This window comes from Paenibacillus sp. FSL H3-0310, assembly GCF_038002785.1.
Classification (GTDB): Bacteria; Bacillota; Bacilli; order Paenibacillales; family Paenibacillaceae; genus Paenibacillus_AQ; species Paenibacillus_AQ odorifer.
This window is the reverse complement of the sequence record NZ_JBBODC010000001.1, coordinates 4173217-4196705: the sequence shown is the minus strand read 5'-3', so window position 1 is coordinate 4196705 and position 23489 is coordinate 4173217. Positions and strand designations below refer to the sequence as shown.

The window sequence follows — 23489 nt, the reverse complement described above, 5'->3', positions numbered from 1 at the left end:
TGCAGGAGCGGTCAGTCTAATGTCAAAGATATACATAAATAAAGGGAGTAATCCGATAAAAAATGGAGAGGAAAAATGTAGAAACCGAGAAGCGAGAAGTGGGCCAAGGGAGCATAAATATGATAATGAGTTTCTTTTTTATTGCTTTAAGTGCTGCTATTGGAGTGGGGATGTGGTTTTTAGTTATAGGTATAGTCTTTTCTATTGGTGGAGGGAGCCTATTTGTAACTCATTATGATTCCTTGTTTTTTTATAGTGCTGTTCTTTTGTTGTGCATTGTAAGTTATCTATGGTTTATAAAACATCTATTTGAAAAAAATTTGGAGCTATTGCTCCTTATCTGTGTGGGTACCACAATGCTCTTTTTTTTCCTTACAGGTTGGCTTAACTAATCATATGGGGGGAGGACAGGCAATTCTTTATGTACTACTGGTTATTGGCTTATATCTTATCTTATTAATACAATTTATTCTGACTTTATATTATTTAATCAAAGTAAGAAATGAAATTTAAATAATATAAAGGGTTCTAAATGTTTTGCATGCCTAATATGTAAACCCTTTATGTTAAACTATCGTTCTCTGTTGGTTAAATTACCAATCGGATTCATTTACTTTAAAAGAAGTGATTCAATAAATGGCTCTATGTCAAAGGGTTCAGTCGTTGTTTCGTATCTACCGTATACATGACCGTTTCTATCGATTAAAAACTTTGAAAAATTCCACTTAACCCCATCTCCGGCATATATGTCCGGATACTTTTCCTGCAGAAAATCCTGCATCCACTTACCGCCTGATGTCTCAGTATCGAATCCTTGAAATAGTGCTTGCTGTGTTAGATATTGAAATAAAGGATGGGCAGACGGTCCCCTAACCTCAACTTTTTCAAATAACGGAAACTTAACTCCAAAGTTGCTCTCACAATATTCATGTACTTCCGAGTTGCTTTCTGGCTCCTTCTCGTTGAATTGGTTACAAGGAAAACCAAGTATTTCAAACCCTTGCTCATGGTGAACTTCGTAAAGTTTTTGAAGATCAGGTAATTGGCGAGAATAGCTGCACCTACTGGCAGTGTTCAGAATAAGCAGAACTTTTCCACGATAAATGGACAATTCAACAGGCTCACCATGAATTGACTTTGCTTGAAAATCATAAATAGACATCAGACCATCCCTCCACGTAATTAATAACATAATAGCGCTATAGGCGTTTATTGGTCTAATATATAATAGGAATAATATTTATAGTATTAACCTATAACGAGTATATCTCCACTATAAAATGCCGCTTAAATTTTTATTTTTGCGCTTTTAACCAATGAGCAGTTTCCCTCTTATCCTTCAGGTTACTTTGAAAATAATTCTAAGAGTATCAGCAACGAAAATTCCCCAAACGTAATCATTTTGATTGAATTATCCTGCTCGCCGTCGTATTGATTCAAGGTTGGCCATTATACCGCTTTCATCACGGTGTTCGAAGGCCAAAAGAAGCGTGCTCCTTAATGGAGACACGCTTCTTGACCGGTATGATAATTGCCGCGGCGGTGCTTACTGCTGCTTAGCGTACCATTCGGAAAATTGTTTCTGGTATTCAGCGATATATTTGTCTATTCCCGCTGCTTTTAGTCTGTCTAGCGCTTTGGGAAAGGCGGTGTCATAATCACTGAAGCCGCTGCCGATCGGAGCGAGGTATTCAGTGAATACGCCGTTCAGCTTCGTTTCTTCATTCTTGACGGGTGTATTGTCAAAGTTGAAGCCGGCACCTTTGGAAATGATGGCTCCATCGTCCCAAGCTTTATATTCTGCAATAAACTCATCCGGTACCGTGTTGTCGAAACGCATGAAGTTTTTGTTCATCAGCAGCCAGTCGGGGATCAGCGAATCAGTGGTTATTTTGGTCAAACGCCCGTTTTCATCCAGCGTATAGTCTGTTCCTTCTATCCCGTAGGCGAACAAGTCGTACAGCTCCTGGTTTTTTTGCAGCAGATTGAAGAACATGACGTAACGTTCAGGTTCTTTAGCTGCGGTGGAGACAAAAAAGGCGGTGCTGTAAGTGCCGCGGCTGATTTTTGGACGACCGCTGCCGAGGAAATAGTTGACCAGTTTGGCATCAGGCACTGCTTGTGAGATGGTTGCTGCACCTTCGAATGGACGTGCTGCTGTGCCGGCCCAGAACATCGCTTTTCCGGAGTTCCAGTCAGACTGCAGCTGTGGGACATTGGTGGCGGCATATTTCGGAATGATTCCTTTTTTATACCAGCCGTGCATAAGGTTCGCATAACTCTTGAACTCTTCGGTTTCAAACCAGCTAATAATTTGATCATCCTTCACAGACTCATCCAGGGCAATAAAATCATTTTGCCAATAGAGGTTTTTGTCCGTGTAATCATATTGTAGGAGTCTGCGTGCATCGGTGTTAGCGTATCCGGTCAGTTCGGGATGAATGGCATGGACCTTATCATAGAACTGCTCTAATTCTCCCAGTGAAGTGACCTGTGTCATGCCGGCTTCTTCAAGTAAATCCTGTCTAACTAGCGCACTGTAGAATTCCGCAGAATTCGGTTTGTTGCCGACGGGGATCGCATACTGCTTGCCTTCCAGCTGAAAGGCTTTGAAGGAGGCCTCGTCCACATTTTTACTCAAATCAGCGGCTGCATCGGCATACGGAGTGAGGTCGGCATAAAGCCCCTTTGCCACAGATTTTACCATGTAATTGGCATCTGTATAAGTTGCGAAGTCTTCTCCCGTAGACAGCATTAAGTCAGTTTTGCCGCCGCCATATTCGGTCCAAGGAAGAAACTGGAATTCAACCTCAGCATTGATTTCTTCCTTAATAGTGTCGTAGAACGATGTCTTCGCTAGTTCCTTCATCCGGTTGGACTCATCCCCGTACAGCACAATTTTCAATTTGGCAGGAGCCAAGGCGCTGCCGTCTTTACTACCGCTATCCGTAGAGGAAGAGGTACCTTCATTTCCAGTTCCAGAACTAGGGGGAGCGCTTTCATTGTTGCCCTGAGCACAGCCACTTACCAAGAACACCGCAGCGAGGAGCAAACTTAACCAACCTTTTTTCTTTTTCATGATGAACCCTCCTGAAATAGAATCATAATGTTTGAGGCATCTATTGCAAAGGCCGTGCTCCCTTAAGTCCCATTGTACATCAAGAAGTAGGGGAGCATAAACCCGGTGCAACCGAACATAATATGGCATCTTTGCTGGAAATTAGCCTTTGACTGAACCTACGATAATGCCTTTGACAAAAAAGCGCTGGAGAAAAGGATATAATATGGCGATTGGCAAAACGGTCAGACAGGTCATTGCCATTTTGGCTGTCTCCAGTGGCGGTGCGATGATAGCTCCACCAACTTGAGCAGCATTGCCGGAAGCCAGGAACTGAATGTTCGCCATCATGTTGTACATCAAATATTGGATCGTATAGAGATCCTGATCGGTTACCAGCATTAGTGGCAAATAGAAGTCATTCCAGAATTGCAGTGCGTAAAAGAGCGAAATGGTGACCAGTCCGACGCGGCCCAGCGGAATCATAATGCTGAAGAAGATCCGCAGATGTCCGGCACCATCGATTTGCGCAGATTCCACGATTTCATGCGGGATGCTGCGGAAATAGTTAGCCATGAGAAACATCAGAAAGACGCTTAGCACATAAGGGATGAACAGGCCGATGAGCGTATCGCCCAAATGATAGTATTTGGTGCTAAGCAGATACCATGGCAGCGTTCCTCCGCTGAACAGCATTGTAAAATAGGCGAAGAAGGCGAAGAAATTTTTGAGCCGGAAGCTTTTAACGGAAATGACATAAGCGTAAGCGGTGGTCACCAATACGGCCGATATGGTACCCAGCACCGTAACGATCACCGACATGGAATACGCCCGCAGAATCTGCTGTGCCTTCGAGCCAAACAGGAATTCGTAGGTTTCAAAGGTAAAGCCTCTGGGCCAGAACGAATAGCCTTCCGCGGCGATTCTGGATTCGGTAGATAATGAGCCGGATACTGCCAGAATAAACGGCGCTAGACAGATTACTGAAAATACGGCAATACAGATGTAAAAGAAAATGAGCAGGCCTTTGTTTTCGGTAGTTTGCATCTTATCAGTCTCCTAAAATAGTTTGCTGTCTTTGTCATACCAGCCGGCTAATTTGTTGGCCACCAGCACCAGAATGAAACCAAAGACGGATTGATAGAGCGTGATGGCTGAAGCAAAGCCGAATTCTCCGGAACGGATGGCTGTGCGGTATACATACACATCGATAATGTCGGTAGTCGGCAGAAGCAACGGATTCAGGAACGTTACCCCCATAATCATACTGAGATCGCCTTTCAGCATGCCCCCGATGCCCAGCAGCGTCATCAGAATGATCGACGGAATCAGCATTGGCACCGTAATTTTGGTGATAATCTGCCATCTGGAGGCACCATCGATTCTTGCAGCTTCATAATAGGAAGTGTCGATGCCTTGCAGCACCGCATAATAGATGATGGCACCGTAACCAGCGCTTTTCCAGATATTCGCTAGCACGAGAATGATTACGAACAGCCAAGGGCTGGAATACCAGTCAACCTGGGAGAAGCCGAATGTCTGGAGCAACTGGTTCATAATGCCTTTGTCGTAATCCAGCAGGGAGAACAGAATGGCTCCGATAATAATCCAGGAAATAAAATACGGGAAAAACATGACGCTCTGCGTGATTTTGATAAACCATTTGCTGCGCAGCTCATTTAGAATAATGGCGATGGCCACTGAAAAAAACGTGCCGGTTAGCATATACAGCGCATTTAACATCACCGTGTTGCGTGTAGCCCTAAGAGAATCTTCCATACTAGAGAAGAAAAACTCGAAATTAGAGAAGCCGGCCCACGGGCTGCCGAAGATTCCGTCGTTGAAGTTGTAATTTTTAAAGACGAGAATCAGACCACTCATCGGCAGATAAGCAAAAAGAATTAGAATGACGATTCCCGGAAGAGCGAGCAAATAAAGCGAGCTGTCCTTCCTTAGGGATTTACGGAAGCTCTTGGCTTTGGCCGTCCTGATTCCCGGACTTGGCATTCCTTGTGTCTCCGATGTAGCCTCTTGCATCATTAACAGTCCACTCCTTTATACTAGTGTTGTCATTTCCGTCCCTTGTTTTAGGAGAACGCTTTATATGAAAATCATAAATCCACCCGTAATGTAAACGCTATCATAATAAACGGAAAAAAGTTAAAAAAAGCGGAAAAGGGCAGCTTAAAAAAACGAAAAAGACAGAACTTTTTTGTTTTTAGGGTGCTCAAAAGCCTGATTTAAAGGGGGATTTCATAGTATAGGCCGGCGCGAGGGTTATTCATTGAAAGTCAAAAAGGGGATGTCTCCGGCTATGAAAATGCTGCCGGGACATCCCCTTTGTTCCTTACTTTTAGCGGGTCAATCAGGAAGATTCTGTTTCTGTAGAATATGATTCATTCTCCATTTAGAAGGTGTAACCCCATAACGCTTTTTGAACTGGGTTGTAAAATAGGTGCTGCTGTTGTAGCCCACTTTCTCGGCAATTTCCCGGATATCCAAGTCAAGCTCAGTGACTAATAACATCTGCGCCTGCTCCAGACGCAGCAGGTTAACGAAATCGGGAAAGCTGCAGTTTACTTCGTCGGCAATAAGTCTACTGAGATAAGCGGGACTTAGCGATAGCTTGTCAGCAAGGGCATTAAGGGAGAGCCTGGAGTCATCATAATGATCTCTGATATAACAAATGGCTTCACCAGCAATGCTCTTGGTCTGTACAGCGCTCATGCTGGCAATACGCTCGTGGGCGGTATAACAGCTGTCTACAATCCAATTCCATAGCTTGTCATAGCTTTGGATCTGCCAGATATGCTGGTAATTATCTAGAAAGCCGGAATGCTGGACGTCTGCATTAAGCTCAGCCGTGCGACTGAGTTCAAAGACCAGTCTCGATAAAGCGATGGTGGCAGGCTCGACGCGGTAACTGCAGGCTACTGCCAGCAATCTCTCCACTGCCTGCGGAATATGGTTCGAGAGTTCCGTCTGCTTAACGGCTTGCAGTACCGGTTCAAGGGCACTGTCGGGCATTGGGCTGCTGTTCAGGTGGATCGTATCATCGGCAAAGATGATGTTCTGCTGCACATGAAATTTAATATATTGCAGACTGTCCGCAGCCTCATTGTATTTAGCCCTCAGTAGGTTTAAATCATCCGTCAGCCCGCTGATTCCGAAGGCGCAGCAGGCTCCGGAAAGCTGTAGCTGAGCGGCGGTTTCTTCCCATTTGCCGCGGTACAAAGCGTAATCGCCGAAGCTGCCGCTGTGAAGCTCGCTCAGAATAAGTACAGCAGTGCCCTGATGCGGGCGGAAGGATTGAATGGCTGCAAGTTCACAGAAGGCATGTTCAATCTGTTGTATGTTTTCCTCAAAGGTATGCCGGAAGTCGGAGTCTTCAGGTTGTTCGGGCTCCAGAGCGGTCAGCACGCATACACAATATGCTCCCACAGAAGCGGCTATGCTCATCAGGGGTGTCCCGCTGTTCTCTGGTGTTCTCTGCGGGGAAAGCAGCCACCGCATCAAGGCGCTATCATCGCTTTCTTTTTTTAGCTGCTCCAGCTTAACGCCAATCTGTTCGAGCTCCTGGCTTACGGTATCGAAATCGCCACCGGTTTTCAGCGCTTCTTCATTACCAGATAGATGAGCGATATTGCCGAAGAGCCGGCCGATTGGCTTATACATCCGCCGCGAGATCAGGTTGGCGGTTATAGATGCGGCGGCAATCAAGGCCAAGCACAGGCCAGTCATCAGATTACGGGCATTGGAGATATCACGGATGCTATCCTTGTAGGAAGTCTCCGACACAAACCACAGCTTGTCCGCTGCAGAATATACATAGGTAATCAGCTGTGGCTCTTCACCTCCCTTATAGACAAAAGAGCCTCTTTCTGAGGTGGAGGACACCACCTGCTTTAACATGCCCTCTTCCAGAGGGATGTCAGATAATGCACTGTGCATGAGCACAGATGCTTTTCCGTCAAGCACAGCGTAACGGGTGGCTTCGCCTTCTTTTTGCGTAAACAGATTATTCTGCAGCTTTCCCAAATTGACGGTCAGTGCTACCGCACCATTATATTCGCTATTCACAAACGCCCGGTCATTATAAAACACGGTGAGCAGGGTAATGGGGGTACCGTTATTCAAGGTTGCCTCCCACAGAAACGGTGATTCAACAATGATGTTATCCCGCATTCTCGAGAATAGCTCCAGCTTGGATTCAGGGCTTAGCGGAAGGTTTTCGAACATGGCAACAGGCTCATCCACTCCCATGATATAGGCGTTCTCCATATATTGGTTCACAACCAATGCTCCGCGGATTTGGCTTAAGGCACTGTACAACTGGTCGCTCCAGCTGGTATCGCCATTCATCATGAGCGCGTTGATGTTTGGATTCCTATAGAAGTCCATAGCGTAGTTCTGGACGATCTCTTCATAGTTTGTAAAAACGGTTTCAGTATTCACCAGTACATTTTGGTTCGCCTTGTTGACATTATCTATCGTAATATTCCGGTACCAATAAAAGATCACTACAGCCAGTACTAGAATACAGCAAACTGAAATCGCGGTTAGGCTCATAAAAAAGCGGGAGTACAATTTCTTTCTTTTTCCCAAGCTGCTCACCCCTTCAGGTAAATCCTATTACACCCATTCTAGAGGGAAAGGCTATTCGCTGACAAGGAGTGAAATATGGGCAATATAGCATGAAAGTATAAAAATGAAGAAATAGAACATAGAAAATACAAGAAAGTTAAACTTATACGAACTATAATTGGTGGTGCTTACATTTGAATTGTTTTGAGGAGGATTACTTTTAATGAGAACATTCCGCAATCCAGTGCTGCCGGGATTTTATCCTGACCCTTCCGCTATCCGTGTTGGTGAAGATTATTATCTTGTGACTTCAAGCTTTGAATTTTTCCCAGGCGTTCCTATCTTCCACAGCAAGGATCTGGTCAATTGGCGCCAGCTTGGCCATGTACTGGACCGCCCGTCCCAGCTCAATCTGGATCACTCGATTCCCTCCATGGGCATTTGGGCACCGACGCTCCGCTATCATGAGGGAGTTTTCTATATGATTACCACTTTTATTGACAATGACAAGAACCAGCATAATTTTTATGTAACAACAACCGATCCGGCCGGAGACTGGTCTGACCCTGTATGGCTGGAGGATGCACCCGGTATTGACTCCTCTTTGTTCTTCGATGAAGACGGCAAGGTGTATTATACCGGCAACCGTGTTCCGCCGGAAGGGCAGGCTTATCCGAAGCATATGGATATCTGGCTGCAGGAGATTGATCTCAGCCAAGGGAAGCTAATCGGCCCGAAGCAGAGTATTTGGCAAGGCGCACTCAAGGTAGCTCATGCGCAAGAGGGACCGCATATTTATAAGATCGGCGCTTGGTATTACGTGCTGATTGCCGAGGGCGGAACCGGGCATACTCATGCGATTACGATTGCCAGAAGCAAGAGTGTGACCGGTCCTTATGAGGGCCATAAAGCCAATCCGATTCTGACGCATCGCCATCTTGGCAGAGCGTATCCTATTGTTAATGTGGGTCATGGAGAGCTTGTGGAGACTCAGCATGGTGACTGGTGGATGTTCTGCTTGGCTTCACGAACCAGCGGTGGTTATTACCGCAATCTGGGACGTGAAACCTTCCTGACACCGGTAATCTGGGAGAATGAATGGCCTGTGGTCAATCCTGGCAAAGGAGTGCTGGAATTTGAGACGGAGGCTCCGGATTTGCCAGAGACAAAATGGCCGGAATTGCCTGCGCGCGATGAGTTTATAGGTAATGAGCTGGCACCGATCTGGAATTTCCTGCGGACACCGCGGGGTGAATTCTGGAGTCTTACCGACAAGCCTGGAGTTCTGCGGCTTCGCCTGAAGCCAGAACGGCTCTCGGAGATTGCCAATCCATCTTATATCGGTAGACGCCAGCAGCATTTGAGCTTCAGAGCGGCGACTGACATGACGTTTAGTCCCGCTGCAGAAGGGGAAGTAGCTGGTCTTGTTCTCCTCCAAAATGCGGATCACCACTTCCGTTATGAACTGGGGCTAGAGGCAGGCGAATGTGTATTACAGCTGATTCATCGGATGGGTGGCAGCGAGCAGCTGCTGGCGTCAGTGCCATATCCACAGGATCAGGTACAGCTTAAGGTGGAAGCCAGAGGACAAGAGTATAGCTTCTATTACAGAGCTTCTGAAGCCGCCAAGTGGACAGCCTTCTGTGAACGGACGGATGGCAGAGTGCTCAGCACCGATCTGGCCGGAGGATTCACAGGAGCATACCTCGGGATGTACACAAGCTCTCAAGGTGCAAAGAGCGAAAGCTATGCCGATTTCGACTGGTTTAGCTATGAAGGACTTGAGTATTAGGAGGAGGTGAAATTCAATGAGCAGCAATCTTGTAACTAACACGTATCCGATTCCCGAGCTTCCCCAGATTCCCGAACGGACTTTTGCAATCACGGATTATGGGGCAGAAGAGGGGGGATTAACGCTATGTACCTCTGCTATTCAGGCTGCACTGGATGCCTGCGCTGCGGCGGGAGGCGGAAAGGTTGTTATTCCCGCTGGCATCTGGCGCACAGGACCCCTTACTTTACGTAGTCGAATTAATCTGTATGTAGACAAGGGAGCGTTGGTGCAGTTTGACCCTGATCATACCTTGTATCCGTTACTTTCTTCCCATTATGAGGGGAATGCCGGCTGGCGCTGTCAGGCTCCGCTCGATGGAGAAGCTTTAAGCGATGTGGCAATAACCGGTGAGGGGATATTCGACGGCAGTGGCGAAGGCTGGCGCCCAGTGAAGCGGTTTAAGATGACCGAGAAGCAATGGGAGCGTTTGATCGAATCTGGAGGAGTGCTTGATCCGCAGGGCGAAGTATGGTGGCCTTCCCGGAAAGCCATGGAAGGTGAGGACTTCTGCCGGAAGCTGTGGGACAAGGGAGAAACTAGTATGGAGGCTTATCTGCCTGCTCGTACGTATCTTCGTCCGACGTTGCTTAGCCTGCGCAATTGCCGGCGGGTGCTGCTGGAAGGGCCGACCTTCCAGAATTCACCTGCTTGGTGTCTTCATCCCATTGGTTGCGAGCAGATTACCGTACGAAATGTTCAGGTACGTAATCCTTGGTATTCGCAGAACGGGGATGGCCTTGATTTGGAATCCTGCACGCATGCTCTAGTTGAGTACAGCAGCTTTGATGTGGGTGATGACGCCATCTGTCTCAAGTCAGGCAAGGATGAGGAAGGCCGTAAGTGGGGAATGCCCTGCCAGTATATTACCATCCGGAATTGCACGGTATATCACGGACATGGAGGCGTTGTGATCGGCAGCGAGATGTCCGGAGGTGTACATGCAGTTCGAGTTAGTGACTGCCTGTTCATCGGCACGGACATCGGCCTGCGGTTCAAAAGCACCCGGGGAAGAGGCGGTGTGGTGGAGGATATTGTAATGGAGAATATCAACATGACCGGCATCATCCACGAGGCTGTATCCTTTCATATGTTCTATGCAGGGGTTGAAGGATCGGAAGGGTATGACGAGCAGTTATTTTCGGTTACAGAGGAAACTCCGCAATTTCGGAAGATTACCCTGAAGAATATTGTGTGCCATGGTGCGGCAACCGCTCTACTGGTTAACGGGCTGCCGGAGATGCCGCTTGCTGATCTAACCATCGAAAAATTCCACGCAGTGAGTGATCAGGGAATTGTGCTGCGGCATGCCACGGGGCTCACGTTGGATCGTATCCGGTTGCAGACTTCGCAAATGCCGAAGATAACAGCGCATAGATGCAGCCACGTCACGCTCACTCATTCCGAAGATTTGACGATTACAGATAGATAAAAAATTCTATGGATGATGGAAATCCGTCTTGAACTTCCGTGGGTGTGACCTTGCTTCTTTTCGGTATTGGAGCGGGGTCAGACCGGTTGATTTTTTGAATGTTTTATTGAAATGGGAAAGATGTTCAAATCCGACAGCGGAGGCGATCTCCTGGATTTTGCCTGTAGATCCGACAAGCAGCCGTTCGGCTTCCCTTACGCGGACATGAACGATGTATTCCCGAAAGTGAAAACCCGTCAATCGGTGAAATACCCGGCTCAAGTATGAAGGACTAATGTAAAAATTACTCGCAGTCTCTTCCAGAGTAAGGGCCTCACGGTAGTGATCACGGATATAGGTGGCTACATCCGTTACTAGATGATGGAGCGGATGTTTCGTCCCTCCAGCTTGTGAGATACTCTCTGAACGCTGGAGGAGAATCATCAGCTCGGAGAATAAAGCGATTACGCTGGTTTCGTAATACGGGCGCTGCAACCGGCATTCTTCCAGCATCCGGTTCATTAGGATTTCCGCTTCGTCCTGCTCGCGCAGGGTCAGCTTGAACAAGCGGTACCCGCGGTCATGAAACCAGATGGCTTCATTCTGCAGGGATGGCGGTAGAAGAGCAGGATCATAGTTGATCAGAATCCGCTCGAACTCGGCTACTTCCGAGCTTGCTGTGGAATGAAGCTCCCGGCCGGAGATAAGAATAAGCTCACCCTTATGAACCGTAATGACTCGGTCGTCGACAAAGTATACCCGCTCCCCTTGTATCAGATAGTACAGCTCGGCTAAGTCATGGCTGTGGGGACGTGGCATAGCAGTGATGCCTTTACGTTTCATATGCTGGATGCTGTAGCGGTCTTCTTCAATATGATATTTGTGATTGGGGCTAGTCAGGCTAGTCATAATTCTCCTCTTCTCTTACGAAGCGTTACGGTTATTATAGAATAAACTCAGGTTGATAGGAAAGGAGCCGCAGATGTTAATTACAGTCTCTAAGAGTGTCGACGAAGGATTCAGTAGTCTACAGGCAGCGTTGGATTCAATTCCACAGGAACACAAGGAAGAAGTGACGATTCGTATCAAACCCGGCATTTACGAGGAAAAAATTACAGTGAAACAGGGAACGCCTCCGGTTCTGCTACTGGGGGAAGACACGAATTCCACCATCATTACCTGGTCAGACAACGCGCACACTTTAGGTCCGGACGGAGAGCCGATTGGCACGTTCAAATCCGGTACCCTGAATGTATTCGCTGAGCATTTCACCGCTGAAAATCTGACCATTCGAAATGCATCAGGTCCCGGCACTGGTCAGGCGGTGGCTGCTTTTGTTGATGCTGGTCATGCTGTATTCCGGCGTGTACGCCTGCTGGGTGATCAGGATACTTTGTATACAGGGCAAGGAAAGCAATATTATAACGAATGTTACATTGAAGGCGATGTGGATTATATTTTTGGCGCGGCTACGGCTTTGTTTGAACGTTGCCGGCTGCATAACAAACGTTCCAGAGGATATATAACAGCCGCATCAACGCCTGAAGGCGCACCGTTTGGTTATGTATTCCTCGATTGTGAAATTACTGGCGGTCAAGGTGTAAGTGAAGTGTATCTTGGCCGACCTTGGCGCCCTTATGCACATGTGGCTTTTATCCGCACGGTCATAGACAGTTCGATTATCGGCGAAGGCTGGCATAATTGGGGGCAGCCGGACAGGGAGGAAACTAGCCGCTATGAAGAATATGGCAGCAGTGGACCGGGAGCCAATCCCGAAGCCAGAGCTGCATGGTCGCGGCAGCTGATTCCACAGGAAGCTGCGGAGTATAGGGTGCTGACCGTGCTTGATGGCTGGCATCCTGAAGGATATTAAGGAAGGAGCACTTCGGATGGAGCCTCTGGAACAATACATGAAAGAACTAGCTGGTTCAGCACAACGTAACTCGGCTTTCAGCAAAGACATACCCTTTCAGCAATGGCGTGATGAGCTTAGCGCAGCATTTACGAAGCGGTTAGGTGGCTTTCCAGAAATAGCTGAGGAGCTGCAACCGGTTCTGCTGGAACGAACCGTCTGCTCCGGGTATACCCGTGAACGTATAGAGATAACTACCTATGAAGGGTTGCGCATGCCGCTGTATCTTTTGATCCCGGATCAGCCGTTCTCTACCCCTGTTCCTGCCGTTCTTACCATTCATGGACATGGCTATGGAAGCCGGGAGATCGTAGGCTTGAACCCGGACGGATCGGATCGGCAGGGAGATCCCGGGCTGCACAAAGACTTCGCTGTTTCACTGGTAAAACAGGGCTTTGTAGTGGCAGCCCCGGAGCTGCTCGGCTTTGGGGACAGACGATTGGAAGAAGACCTAACAAGCGGGGAGCCTGGACGTAATTCCTGCTTCCGCCTGTCATCCGCATTGTTGATGGTTGGGAAGACAATGGCCGGCTACCGTATCTACGAAACCATGCGGGCACTGGATTATTTGCAGACAAGAAAAGAAGTTAAGGATGAACGAATTGGAATTATGGGTATTTCCGGCGGGGGACTGGTGGCTGGCTTCACAGCTGCACTTGACGAACGAATCGCTTGTGCGGTCGTAAGCGGGTATGCCAATACTTTCGCAGACAGTATTCTGACACGCAATCATTGCCTTGATAATTATATTCCAGGGATTTTGCTGGAAGCGGAGATGCCTGACCTACTGGGCCTCATTGCCCCTCGTGGCCTGTTCCTCGAATCGGGAGATGCCGATCATCTGTTTGGCCCGCGCGGAACAAAATTAGCTTTAACCCAGTTGCAGACGATTTACAGGTCGGCGAATCATATCGGACAGGTAGAAGCGGACTTCTTCACCGGAGGTCATGAGATTCATGGTGAACCAGCCTTTGCCTGGCTGCGCAAGCAGCTCAACTGAGCATAAGATTAGACTTCATATGGATGACAAACGAAGGAGGAATAAGGATGTCTATAACTGAAGCAACAACCGTTCGCTTGTCCAGTAAAATCGCGAGTACGATTCTTGGAGGGTGCAACAAGCAGGGAGAGCATGAATATGTGCTGGAAAGATGGGCTTATGTTCCGGGCATGCTGCTGATGGCAATGGCCCGGGCGGGTGTTCAGCTCGACCAGCCTGAGTATGTCTCCTTTATGGAGCGGCATATGGACACATTTATTGGAGAGGATGGTTCCATCCGTACCTACAGGCTGGAAGAATACAATCTGGACCAGATTAACGAGGGGAAAAACCTGTTCTTGCTATACCAGAAAACCGGAGAAGAACGGTATGCTGAAGCAGCCCATTTGCTGGCCGCACAGCTTATTGGACATCCCCGCACCTCCGAAGGGGGATTCTGGCATAAGAAGGTATACCCTTTCCAGATGTGGCTGGACGGGCTGTACATGGCATCGCCATTCCTAGCGGAATACGGCAAGGTTTTTCAACGACCTGAACTGATTGACGAAGCGGCGCATCAGCTGCTGCTGGTTGAGCGGCGGACCCGTGATCCACGGACCGGTCTGCTCTATCATGGCTGGGATGAATCCAAAGAGCAGGAATGGGCTGACTCTTCTACCGGATTGTCCTCTCATTTTTGGAGCCGGGCGATGGGCTGGTATGCGATGGCTGTGGTTGATTGCCTGGAGCATTTTCCGCTCACTCATCCGCAGCGGGGGACGATCATTGGCATTTTCCAGCGGATGTGCGGCGCGCTTCTGGAGGTTCAAGACAAGGAGACTGGCCTCTGGTACCAGGTGTTAGATCAAGCGGGGAGAAAAGGCAATTATCTTGAAGCTTCCGGCTCGTGCATGTTTGTTTATGCGATGGCTAAGGGACTAAGATTAGGTTATCTGGAATCCTCTTTTATAGAGGCGATGTTGCAAGGGTATGAAGGCATTTTGACGCATTTGACTGAAGAGGATGAACAAGGTGTGCACTTGCACCAGATCTGTCATGGAGCGGGTCTGAGCAAAGACCGTAATGGCTCATACGATTACTATATCTCTGAGGACGTATTGTCGGATGTGCCTATGGGCGTCGCTCCATTGTTATTAGCATCACTTGAGGTGGAACGGTACCAAGCTGAAAAATAACAGAAGCCCAATCATTCCCTCTGAAATGGAATGATTGGGCCTTTTTTTGCTGCCAGATATATATTTATTAGCGTTTCAGCAGATCCTCGCGGATAGGTGTGAAGACATCGAGCAGCGCAGAATCTGCTTCCAATGCGGTTACACCGTGCTTTGCATCTGGCGGTATGGCAATACTTTGCCCCGCGGTTACCTTATGCTTCTCGCCGTCAATACGAAATTCAAAGCTTCCACGCAGACAGTAGCTCATCTGCTCGTGAGGATGGCTATGCTCATAGCCCTCGGCTCCCTTTTCGAAATGAACCTCCATCATCATCAGACTGGCTGCAGCGTTCAAGATACAGCGTTTAACTCCCGGTTCTGCTGGTTCCCATACTCCAAGATTGCTCATGTTCTAATCTTCCTCCTTGTATATAGTTATCGGGGCATGGCGATGTGAATTCTGCCTGCCTCAATTCTTAATTGGGTTGCTTCAGGTTGCCCGGATGTTGACTCAGGTTCTCCGAGCAGCCTAAGCGGTCCGAGACCCGGAACAGTAACAAGGTGTTCCTCCTTGGTGCCGTTGATGGCGGCGATAAACCATTTCCCATCCGTACGGGATATTCTGTACAAGCGTACTCCTTCGATAGCCTCTTCAAAATCAAGCTGTTCAAGCTGTAGTGAAGAAGCATCTTCTGTCCGGGGATGAAGCAGAATGACGTAATCGCTTTTACCACCATAAACACGAAAATGTTGCTGCTCTGCCAGCGGATAATTCCCGGCTACAGCGCCTTCTCCCATTGTAATCACTGGAAGTTCTGGTTCGGCGATATAAGCGCTTAGGTGCTTGCCGTTCAGGCAAGCTGCATCAATGGATTGCTCCATTATACTTGCATCAGTACTGAGTGTATGCAGATTCCAGACGCTGTTCGATGCTCCCTCAATTCGATCCCATATCAAGTAGACGTTAAAGCCTGCTTTAATGAACAAGAAATTCCGCTCATATTCCCTGGCGTTAGCCTCTGGAATAAGACTGCTGGCATGATCTAACTCTTCTGAAAAGCGTACTTCCTTGCATGTGCTTTGCAGTGGCCCATTGGCAAAATTTCCGAATGAATCGGTAAATTGAACAACATTATGAGCTGCGCTGGACACATACCAATGCCGATCCCCGTTATAATAACCTCCCGTTCCAGAATCAAGGGTTACTGGAACACCATCTGCCCAGATGGAGAAGTGCCCTTCATCATGATGAGCGTGATAAGTCAGCGGAGACGCCTCGTAGATTGCATAATGCTGAAGGTTCTGTTCTCCGTTGCGGAAGATGACATAACCGATATCGGGATAATGTACGGAGTCGAGTGCAGGCCTTTGTTCTGCTAAATCGGGCTGTGGATATAACAGCGCGACCAGAGGCAGAGGAAATGCGCCACTATCCTCAATCGGTTCTCCGCCGTGCTTCCACGTCCAGAGCATTTCCCCGGCAAGCTGGGGGTCTTCGTCCATATAGAATGGGGCCGCATATCCAAGCAGGCGAAACCATTTTTCCTGCACATTGGCATCGCCGACCGCTGGTGTAAGCAGGATGGGGGAGCCAGAAGAGCCGCCTTGAATAATATCTGGTGCAGTCACTGTTCCGATTAGGAAACGGTACATGCCCTTTACCTTCTCATGCTTGAAATAATCAATGCCCTTCAAACGCTTTAATAGGACGAAGAAGAGAAAATAGCGATGCAATACTGCGCCATGGTAGCGAATATTTTCTGGCCATGCGCCGTCTGAATCAACCACTTCTGCCAGCTGCCAGTTGATGACAGAGAGGGCATGATCAAGATATGCCTCACTTTGTTTTTCATTGGGAAAGAGGAGGGCATATACACCCAGTCCGGTTGCCCGGTCGGCATTCCAATTACTGCGTTTTCCCCCCTTTTCATCTGGGAAGGTCTCCAGATCAAACCGGTAGTAGTGGGTATCCATCATCATGTCTGCGATATAGCGGAAATGAGCGAGAAGTTCGGTTTCTTCTCCAGTGAGGAATACACTGCTGCCAGCAATCTGATCGTAGATTACCGAAGCAGCAGCGAGCCCCCTCCCGATATGCACCGCGCCGTAAGTATCATCGTCATGCCAGCCGTCTCTACGGAAAATATCCATGCCTACCCGTATATCGGCAAGCATGTACTGGAGCTTTTGCTTGGCTCGAACCGCAAATTCACTTTCACCCGTGATCATATACATATTGGCGTCCGCTCCCGTAGCCTCCAGCAGGTAGGCCCAATTGGTAAGTGTCGGCCGATTAAAAAGCGGGGAGAGCAGCTCAGTTCCTAACGGCTGCCCCGCAGCATTTAGAAAATGGACCCCGATGCAGATTCCTTCGCCTAGAGGAGCTTCCAGACTGAGCGCCGTCTGCACGCTGTAATGATCACCTTCATATACAGGTATGGTCTCTCCATAATGAAGGATTGTCAATCCTTTCACTTCCTCATTACTGATGCAGATACATTGCAAATCGTCTGCCAGACTAGCGCCAGATGGGGTTACACCAGATGGCTGGAGACCTTGCTGCCAGCTGGCCAATTTCTCTAGATATACTGTGCTTCCGTTTTCTCGGTCTTGACTCCACCCCAGCATCCCAGATTCTAGACCGCCATTCGCTAGTTCAACCGGCAAGCCAAGCTGCGAATGAGTCAGACGCAAGCCCCCGATGCGCGCCGTGCCCTTTCCCCGAATCTGTACAGAAAGCTTGAGGAAGGCCGTTCTGGGAGGGGTTTTAAAAACAAAGGGTTCTACCCGGAACACCCCGAGTTTATGGAGGGGCGCAGCAGCTTCTCGGCTGGCAAATTGTTCAGACAGCTGTTGTTGTCTTTCGTACTCTTGCCGGACCTTGGGAAGCTGTTCGATTCTAAGGCGTATGCCCTCAAGCTCTCCTTCGGTATAACATCCGAAGGGGCGTGAACCGCCACCATATGCTGAAATCATCGGTAGTTCTAACCTCCTTGTAAAGTAGTCATGGTTCGTGGGTGAGCTTTCTCTTAATTAGTATAAACGTGGCTTTACGAAGGACGGGATAGATAAACAAATGAAGGAAAGGGGACAAAGCAACTGAAAAAGTGAAATTCTCCCCCAAGCGCAGTCGCTTTCTCCCTAACCGTTACGAACGGATAGAATTATCATTAAGGACATAAGCTTAGTCCAATGGACAGGAGGAACAATAAATGAATTTATCAAAACGTCAAATTAACGCCTGGACCTTCGTTGCTCCCAGTTTGATTCTGACGCTGGTTTTTGGAGTATATCCGATCTTTTGGGCTCTGAAGTACATGTTCTATGATTACCAGGGTTTCGGCGAACCCCTGTTTATCGGACTGGAGAATTTCGAGCGCTTATTAAGGGATAAGGAATTCTGGAAGTCAGTGGTCAACACCTTTATCTACGCTGGAGGCAAGCTGCTCATCACCTTGCCATTATCATTTTTACTGGCGGTTGTCCTCAATCGTGCTTTGAAAGGGCGGCAGCTGCTAAGAGCGATTTACTTTATGCCGACCGTAATCAGTGCTTCGGTTATGGCCATCGTATTCTACGTTATCTTTAATTCATACAACGGGATGGTTAACCAGCTATTGGTCGGCTCTGGAATTATTTCCGCTCCGATAGATTGGTTAGGGCCGAAATATGCCTTACTAACCGCTATTATGATTGCGATATGGGGGGCTATCGGTAACTATATGCTGCTCTTTATCGCTGGTTTACAGAACATTCCTGAGGATCTCTATGAGGCGGCATCTATAGATGGAGCTGGACCTTTCAGAAAAATGTGGAACATCACCGTTCCCATGCTCGGACCTGTATTGCAAATGATCATTATGCTCGCTATTACCGCCTCCCTAAAAGGCTACGAGAGTATTATGGTGCTTACCGAAGGCGGTCCTTATGGCAAGACGGAAGTTATGTACCTGTACCTGTATAAGCTGTTCTTCCCTGTATCCAGTGGAGGTACAAGCATTCAGCAATTTGGCTACGGTAGTGCGGTTGGTTTTGCCACAGCAGTTATTGTAGGTCTGATTACCTTAGTCTACTTTTATGTATCTAAAAAGCTAAATGATATCTATTAAAAGAGAGGAGAATGAACAGTGAGTACATTACATGCGGAGACGAAGAACACTTCGGTCCAGCCTGTCCGGTCCTTCAAGACCCGAGCGGTGCTGTCCCGGACCTTGCTGTGGATTTTTCTACTTATAGTGGCGGCTTTTGCGTTGTTTCCGATTATTCTGGCTTTTTTCGGATCCCTTAAGACCAATCTGGAGTTGACGACAGGAACCACCTTGCTGCCTAAGTCATGGCAGATTGGAAACTACGCGCAGGCTTGGAATTCGGCTAACTTTGCCCGCTTTACATGGAACAGTGTGTTTATCAGTATCTTTACCACCTTAGGCACTCTATTAATTGGAACGATGGCCGCATATGCGGTAGCGAGAGTCGATTTTTACGGGAAACGTATATATGTTGTAATTCAGTCCTGCACGCTGTTTATCTCGATCGGTGCTGTGGTGCTTCGGCCGCAATTTGACCTTATGGTAGCGCTTAATCTACAGAAATCGTTATGGGGTGTCATTATTATTCTGATTAGTGCGCATGCCACGGCATTTTTTATGTTGATTGGTTTTGTACGAGCGATTCCGAAGGATCTGGATGAGGCTGCTTTTATTGACGGCTGTAATTTCTATAGCGTATACTTTCGAGTTATCTTACCGCTTCTGACACCCGCCCTTGGAGTCACGGCGCTCTGGACCTTCCGCGGAGCATGGAACGAATATATTCTGCCGCTGGTTTTTACCATGACACAGCCAAAATTACAGACACTCACCGTAGGATTGGCGGGGCTAAAATATGGTATCGGCGATGCGGCGCAACCTCAATTGATGCTCGCGGGTGCATGTCTGTCCATGTTGCCAATGATTGTTGTCTATATTTTCGCTAATAAATCGTTCATGCAGATGACAGCTGGCTCTGTAAAGGGCTAAATTCGGGGCGGGCTTCGGACAGTTATTCAAGAAGGATGTGAATACATGCTGAAGGCCTGGGTTTATCGTACCTCTTTGAAGAAAAGAATATGGCTATCTTTTACCGCACTGACGGTATTCTGTATTTCTGTCACCGGTTTATTGGCTTACTCCATCGCTTCTCGGGCGATGGAGCGTAACTCTGTCGAGTTAAATCAAAATGTGCTGAATCAGTCAATCAATGTCCTGGACCAGAAGTTAAAGCAAATCATTGTGGCTTCCTCCACGATGATGTTGAGCGAAGCTTATCAGCAGACCATCCGGGATATTAAAGCTCATAATATGGAACGTTTTTTTGCCAATTTTTCTATGCTGCAAGCGCCCTTCACGCAGGTAGAGTTGACGGAAAACTCCATTGAATCTATCTTGATCAGTACGCCGGACGGGGATTTCTACTCTACCAGCAATCAGCGCAGAACCTTGACCCCATTTCTAGAATCTTCGCTGTATCAACGGATTAAGGAGAAACCTGAAACCAATTGGGTGGAGAGTCATCGGGACGAGCTATTTGCCGGGAAACACCATGTTATTTCCCTAGTCTTGCAGCCGCTTACAGACAATTATGTCCCTGATCTATTTTTGATCGTTAATGTAAAAGAGGACATTCTTGAAGATACTGTAAGTGGAGGCGGGAGTCTTGGCTCCGCACGTTTTTTACTGATCAATAAAGAGGGAACAAGCGTCTTCGGAGACGGGAGACGTCCGGAATGGTCTCGGGACTCTGTGTTTTTGGACAAACTGAGGGAAGCAGACCGGGGTAATTTTGAATATTCTGCTGGGGATGGGCCAATGCTGCTCAGCTATGCCAGTTCAGGGTACGCAAAAGACTGGGTGTTGGTCAGCTACCTGTCCAAAAAGGAACTGCTGCAACCTGTTCGGAGTATTCAATGGCTGGTGTTGATGATCATGGCGGCATGTATCGTCATCGCGCTTTTCCTTGCAAGGTATCTGTCCGCTTTGCTACTGGGACCGCTGCTGAAACTGCAACGGACGATGTCTCGTGTTGAGCAAGAGGATCTCAGTGCACGCTTCCAGAGTCCTTTCCAGGATGAGATTGGGGAGGCGGGACGCAAATTTAACCAGATGTTGGACCGGATTGGTGAGTTGATTGCTGAAGTCAAGGATACAGAAAAAGAAAAGAGAAAAGCGGAGATCAAGGCGCTTCAGGCGCAGATCGAGCCTCATTTTTTATATAACACATTAAACACGATTTTCTGGAAATGTGAGATGGATGAATATGAAGATGTGAAACAGATGGTCATTTCGCTGTCTGCACTGTTTCAGCTGGGACTGAACAACGGGCAGGAAATTACGACCTTAGGCAAGGAACTGGAACATGTCCGCCAGTATCTAAACCTTCAGCAGCAATGTTATGAAGGGTTGTTTGACTATACAATTGATGTCGGAGTGGAACTGCTGGAGCTTCCTGTATTGAAAATTATTATTCAGCCCTTGGTGGAGAACTCAATCCTGCACGGCCTTAAGGAATTAAGGGGAGGGGGAGTGATCCGGATCTCTGTAGAAGTAGCCAAAAACACACTGCTCATCCGGGTTACCGATAACGGAACCGGCATGAATGCGGAGAAACTCAATGCCTGGCTGAAGGAGCCGAACGGCAGTGGAGGCTATGCTCTGTCTAATATATGTAGCCGACTGCAGCTGTACTACGGCAAAGAAGCCGGATTGGTCTTTCGAAGCAGTCCGCGTGTTGAAACCGAAGCTGTTCTATCCATTCCTGTGGAAGGGGGAATAAATCCTGAGCGCCCATTCAATTAAAATATGTATTGTTGATGATATTCCTGCAGTGGTCCGCGGATTGTCGCAGCGGATTCCTTGGGAGGAACATGGGATTGTGATCGCGGCCACCGCGGCAGACGGGGAAGAAGGTCTGGAGCAGATCCGCAAGCATCGTCCTGACATCGTATTGACGGATATCCGAATGCCTTTTAAGGATGGTTTAGAGATGATGCGGAGCATCCAAGCCGAGCAGCCAGGCATCAAACTGATTTTTTTGACGGGTTATTCTGATTTCACCTATGCCCAGGAAGCAGTTAAGCTGGGTGCCTTTGATCTGATTGTAAAACCGTATACCAAGGTTCAAGTGCTTGAATCTGTGTTGAAGGCCAAAGAAGTGTTGGAGCGGGAACGCAGTCAAGCTGAGCAGATGATGGGCATGGAACAAAAGCTGCGCGAGAGCTTACCTTATTTGCGTCAGGAATATATGCGTCTGCTCATCCGTTATGGAACTAGACAGCAGCACTTGAGCCAGCAGTGGGATTTTTACAATATCGAGATGAATAACTATAATTTTTGCGTGATGGTAGCGGAAGTGGATTTTTTTGTGGAACGTACATCAGAACTTACGGTTTCCGAGGTGGAATTAATCCGCTTTGCCGTACAGAATATTTTGGAAAATACAATATCCGAATACACTCGGGGCATTGTGTTCCGGGAAAATGTGAATCAGTTCGTTATTGTGATGAACCCTCTGGCGGAGCCGAATATGGAGCAACTTGCAGAGAAATGCCGGGAAAATGTACATCGGTATACGTACCAGACGGTATCCATTGGACTGGGTGGAGAGGTGGAGGAGGTAGGGCAGCTTTCTGCTTCCTATGCGCAGGCGCTGTCTGCACTTGCGAACACCTTTCTGAACGGTGGGAACAGCGTGTACACCTATGTTGAAGATGCAGTCGTGAATGCCGCGCTACCCAGATACTCATATGACAAGGAGAAAGAATTGCTTTATTGTCTGCGTTCGGCGAATTTACCCAAAGCAGAGGAGCAGCTGGATCATATTTGGCATGATTGGATTACTGCACCGGCAACGCCTAATCCGTCCATCGTTAAGACGTTATGTCTTGAACTGGCTCATTCTATCCATCGGATTTTCTCGGAAAAAGCAACGGATTCGGAAGTTAAAACTCTGGAAAATAAGCTTGCAGACATGAGCAGTGCAGTCTCTTTTGAAGATCTTAGCCGCCAGATTCGGGAATTTTGCCGTTTGGGCTGTACGTATTTGCAACAACGCCAATGCAGTGACGCGCGTATGCTTGTGGATCGGGCCATCACTCATATCAATGGAAATCTGCATCGAAATCTATCCGTCGCGGACTGTGCACGGGAGGTGCATCTTAGTCCTAGCTACTTCTCCAATCTTTTTAAAAAGGAGACGGGAATGACACTCGCCCAATATATTATCGGGAGACGAATGGACAAAGCCAAGGAGCTGGTGCTGGAAGGCATACAGGTTCAGGATATTGCCATCTCTTTGGGCTATGAGGATCGACCCTATTTTACAGAGCAGTTCAAAAAATACACCGGAATGACGCCGACTGACTTTCGTGCAAAATATACCTTGCCCAAAGTGGAGGGAAACAGTGATTTCGTCTCCCATTGACAGTTGTTTTCTCCTTCACTGATAAAAGGGCAGTGGAATTATAATTTTCTTAAGAAATGAATGCGATTTCAAAAGAAAAGGG

At 47.8% G+C, this 23489-nt stretch carries 18 protein-coding genes; 10 read left to right on the top strand and 8 right to left on the bottom strand.

Going from position 1 to position 23489, the window contains the following annotated elements; translation table 11 throughout:
- The first annotated feature begins 62 nt into the window (after positions 1-62).
- Positions 63-392 (top strand): hypothetical protein, encoded by a 330-nt coding sequence (locus tag MHH63_RS19080; RefSeq protein WP_076191118.1) that lies wholly within the window; start codon positions 63-65, stop codon positions 390-392.
- Positions 393-610: 218 nt separating this feature from the next.
- Here MHH63_RS19080 and MHH63_RS19075 read toward each other — a convergent pair whose 3' ends face one another.
- The 5 genes from MHH63_RS19075 to MHH63_RS19055 all read right to left on the bottom strand — a co-directional run bounded on the left by MHH63_RS19075 (position 611) and on the right by MHH63_RS19055 (position 7663).
- Positions 611-1162 carry a glutathione peroxidase gene (locus tag MHH63_RS19075; RefSeq protein ID WP_340950594.1) on the bottom strand — a complete coding sequence of 184 codons (552 nt, stop codon included), beginning with the start codon at positions 1160-1162 and terminating at the stop codon, positions 611-613.
- 384 nt (positions 1163-1546) lie between these two features.
- Positions 1547-3079, bottom strand: coding sequence for a DUF3502 domain-containing protein (locus MHH63_RS19070; protein WP_341171953.1), 1533 nt, complete (start codon positions 3077-3079; stop codon positions 1547-1549).
- A 141-nt stretch (positions 3080-3220) separates the two neighbouring features.
- On the bottom strand, positions 3221-4105 hold the full coding sequence (locus tag MHH63_RS19065; protein WP_341171952.1) for a carbohydrate ABC transporter permease: 885 nt from the start codon (positions 4103-4105) through the stop codon (positions 3221-3223).
- A 12-nt stretch (positions 4106-4117) separates the two neighbouring features.
- Positions 4118-5098 carry an ABC transporter permease gene (locus MHH63_RS19060; RefSeq protein ID WP_051491306.1) on the bottom strand — a complete coding sequence of 327 codons (981 nt, stop codon included), beginning with the start codon at positions 5096-5098 and terminating at the stop codon, positions 4118-4120.
- A 321-nt stretch (positions 5099-5419) separates the two neighbouring features.
- Entirely contained in the window at positions 5420-7663 is a 2244-nt protein-coding gene (locus MHH63_RS19055; protein ID WP_341171951.1) for an AraC family transcriptional regulator, read from the bottom strand.
- 202 nt (positions 7664-7865) lie between these two features.
- On the opposite strand from MHH63_RS19055, the gene MHH63_RS19050 reads away from it, so the two are divergent.
- The gene (locus MHH63_RS19050; RefSeq protein ID WP_341171950.1) at positions 7866-9434 is read left to right on the top strand and encodes a glycoside hydrolase family 43 protein; all 1569 of its coding nucleotides are present in this window, start codon (positions 7866-7868) and stop codon (positions 9432-9434) included.
- Between the two features lie 16 nt (positions 9435-9450).
- Entirely contained in the window at positions 9451-10905 is a 1455-nt protein-coding gene (locus MHH63_RS19045; protein ID WP_341171949.1) for a glycoside hydrolase family 28 protein, read from the top strand.
- A gap of 6 nt (positions 10906-10911) precedes the next feature.
- On the opposite strand, the gene MHH63_RS19040 is transcribed toward MHH63_RS19045, so the two are convergent.
- A complete protein-coding gene (locus MHH63_RS19040; RefSeq protein WP_076179655.1) occupies positions 10912-11793 on the bottom strand; it encodes a helix-turn-helix transcriptional regulator in 882 nt (293 codons plus the stop codon).
- Positions 11794-11866: 73 nt separating this feature from the next.
- Here MHH63_RS19040 and MHH63_RS19035 point away from each other — a divergent pair, with 73 nt between their 5' ends.
- From MHH63_RS19035 to MHH63_RS19025, 3 genes are read left to right on the top strand one after another with little or no spacing between them, the layout of a single operon-like run.
- The gene (locus MHH63_RS19035) at positions 11867-12757 is read left to right on the top strand and encodes a pectinesterase family protein (RefSeq protein ID WP_076191130.1); all 891 of its coding nucleotides are present in this window, start codon (positions 11867-11869) and stop codon (positions 12755-12757) included.
- Positions 12732-13796, top strand: a complete 1065-nt coding sequence (locus tag MHH63_RS19030; protein ID WP_341172012.1) for an alpha/beta hydrolase family protein — start codon at positions 12732-12734, stop codon at positions 13794-13796. The genes MHH63_RS19035 and MHH63_RS19030 overlap by 26 nt, the downstream gene beginning before the upstream one ends.
- A 47-nt stretch (positions 13797-13843) precedes the next feature.
- Positions 13844-14971 carry a glycoside hydrolase family 88/105 protein gene (locus tag MHH63_RS19025; protein ID WP_076278570.1) on the top strand — a complete coding sequence of 376 codons (1128 nt, stop codon included), beginning with the start codon at positions 13844-13846 and terminating at the stop codon, positions 14969-14971.
- 67 nt (positions 14972-15038) lie between these two features.
- Here the strand turns inward: MHH63_RS19025 and MHH63_RS19020 are convergent, their stop codons facing one another.
- Both MHH63_RS19020 and MHH63_RS19015 read right to left on the bottom strand, forming a co-directional pair.
- Positions 15039-15359, bottom strand: coding sequence for a cupin domain-containing protein (locus tag MHH63_RS19020; protein WP_036683993.1), 321 nt, complete (start codon positions 15357-15359; stop codon positions 15039-15041).
- 26 nt (positions 15360-15385) lie between these two features.
- A complete protein-coding gene (locus tag MHH63_RS19015) occupies positions 15386-17926 on the bottom strand; it encodes a heparinase II/III domain-containing protein (RefSeq protein ID WP_340395342.1) in 2541 nt (846 codons plus the stop codon).
- Positions 17927-18162: 236 nt separating this feature from the next.
- On the opposite strand from MHH63_RS19015, the gene MHH63_RS19010 reads away from it, so the two are divergent.
- From MHH63_RS19010 to MHH63_RS18995, 4 genes are all read left to right on the top strand, one after another.
- On the top strand, positions 18163-19059 hold the full coding sequence (locus MHH63_RS19010) for a carbohydrate ABC transporter permease (RefSeq protein ID WP_036683990.1): 897 nt from the start codon (positions 18163-18165) through the stop codon (positions 19057-19059).
- Between the two features lie 90 nt (positions 19060-19149).
- A complete protein-coding gene (locus MHH63_RS19005) occupies positions 19150-19968 on the top strand; it encodes a carbohydrate ABC transporter permease (protein WP_036684144.1) in 819 nt (272 codons plus the stop codon).
- Between the two features lie 45 nt (positions 19969-20013).
- Positions 20014-21783 carry a cache domain-containing sensor histidine kinase gene (locus tag MHH63_RS19000; RefSeq protein WP_076184266.1) on the top strand — a complete coding sequence of 590 codons (1770 nt, stop codon included), beginning with the start codon at positions 20014-20016 and terminating at the stop codon, positions 21781-21783.
- The gene (locus MHH63_RS18995) at positions 21761-23407 is read left to right on the top strand and encodes a response regulator (RefSeq protein ID WP_076301310.1); all 1647 of its coding nucleotides are present in this window, start codon (positions 21761-21763) and stop codon (positions 23405-23407) included. Before MHH63_RS19000 ends, MHH63_RS18995 begins: the two co-directional genes overlap by 23 nt.
- The last annotated feature ends 82 nt before the right edge of the window (positions 23408-23489 follow it).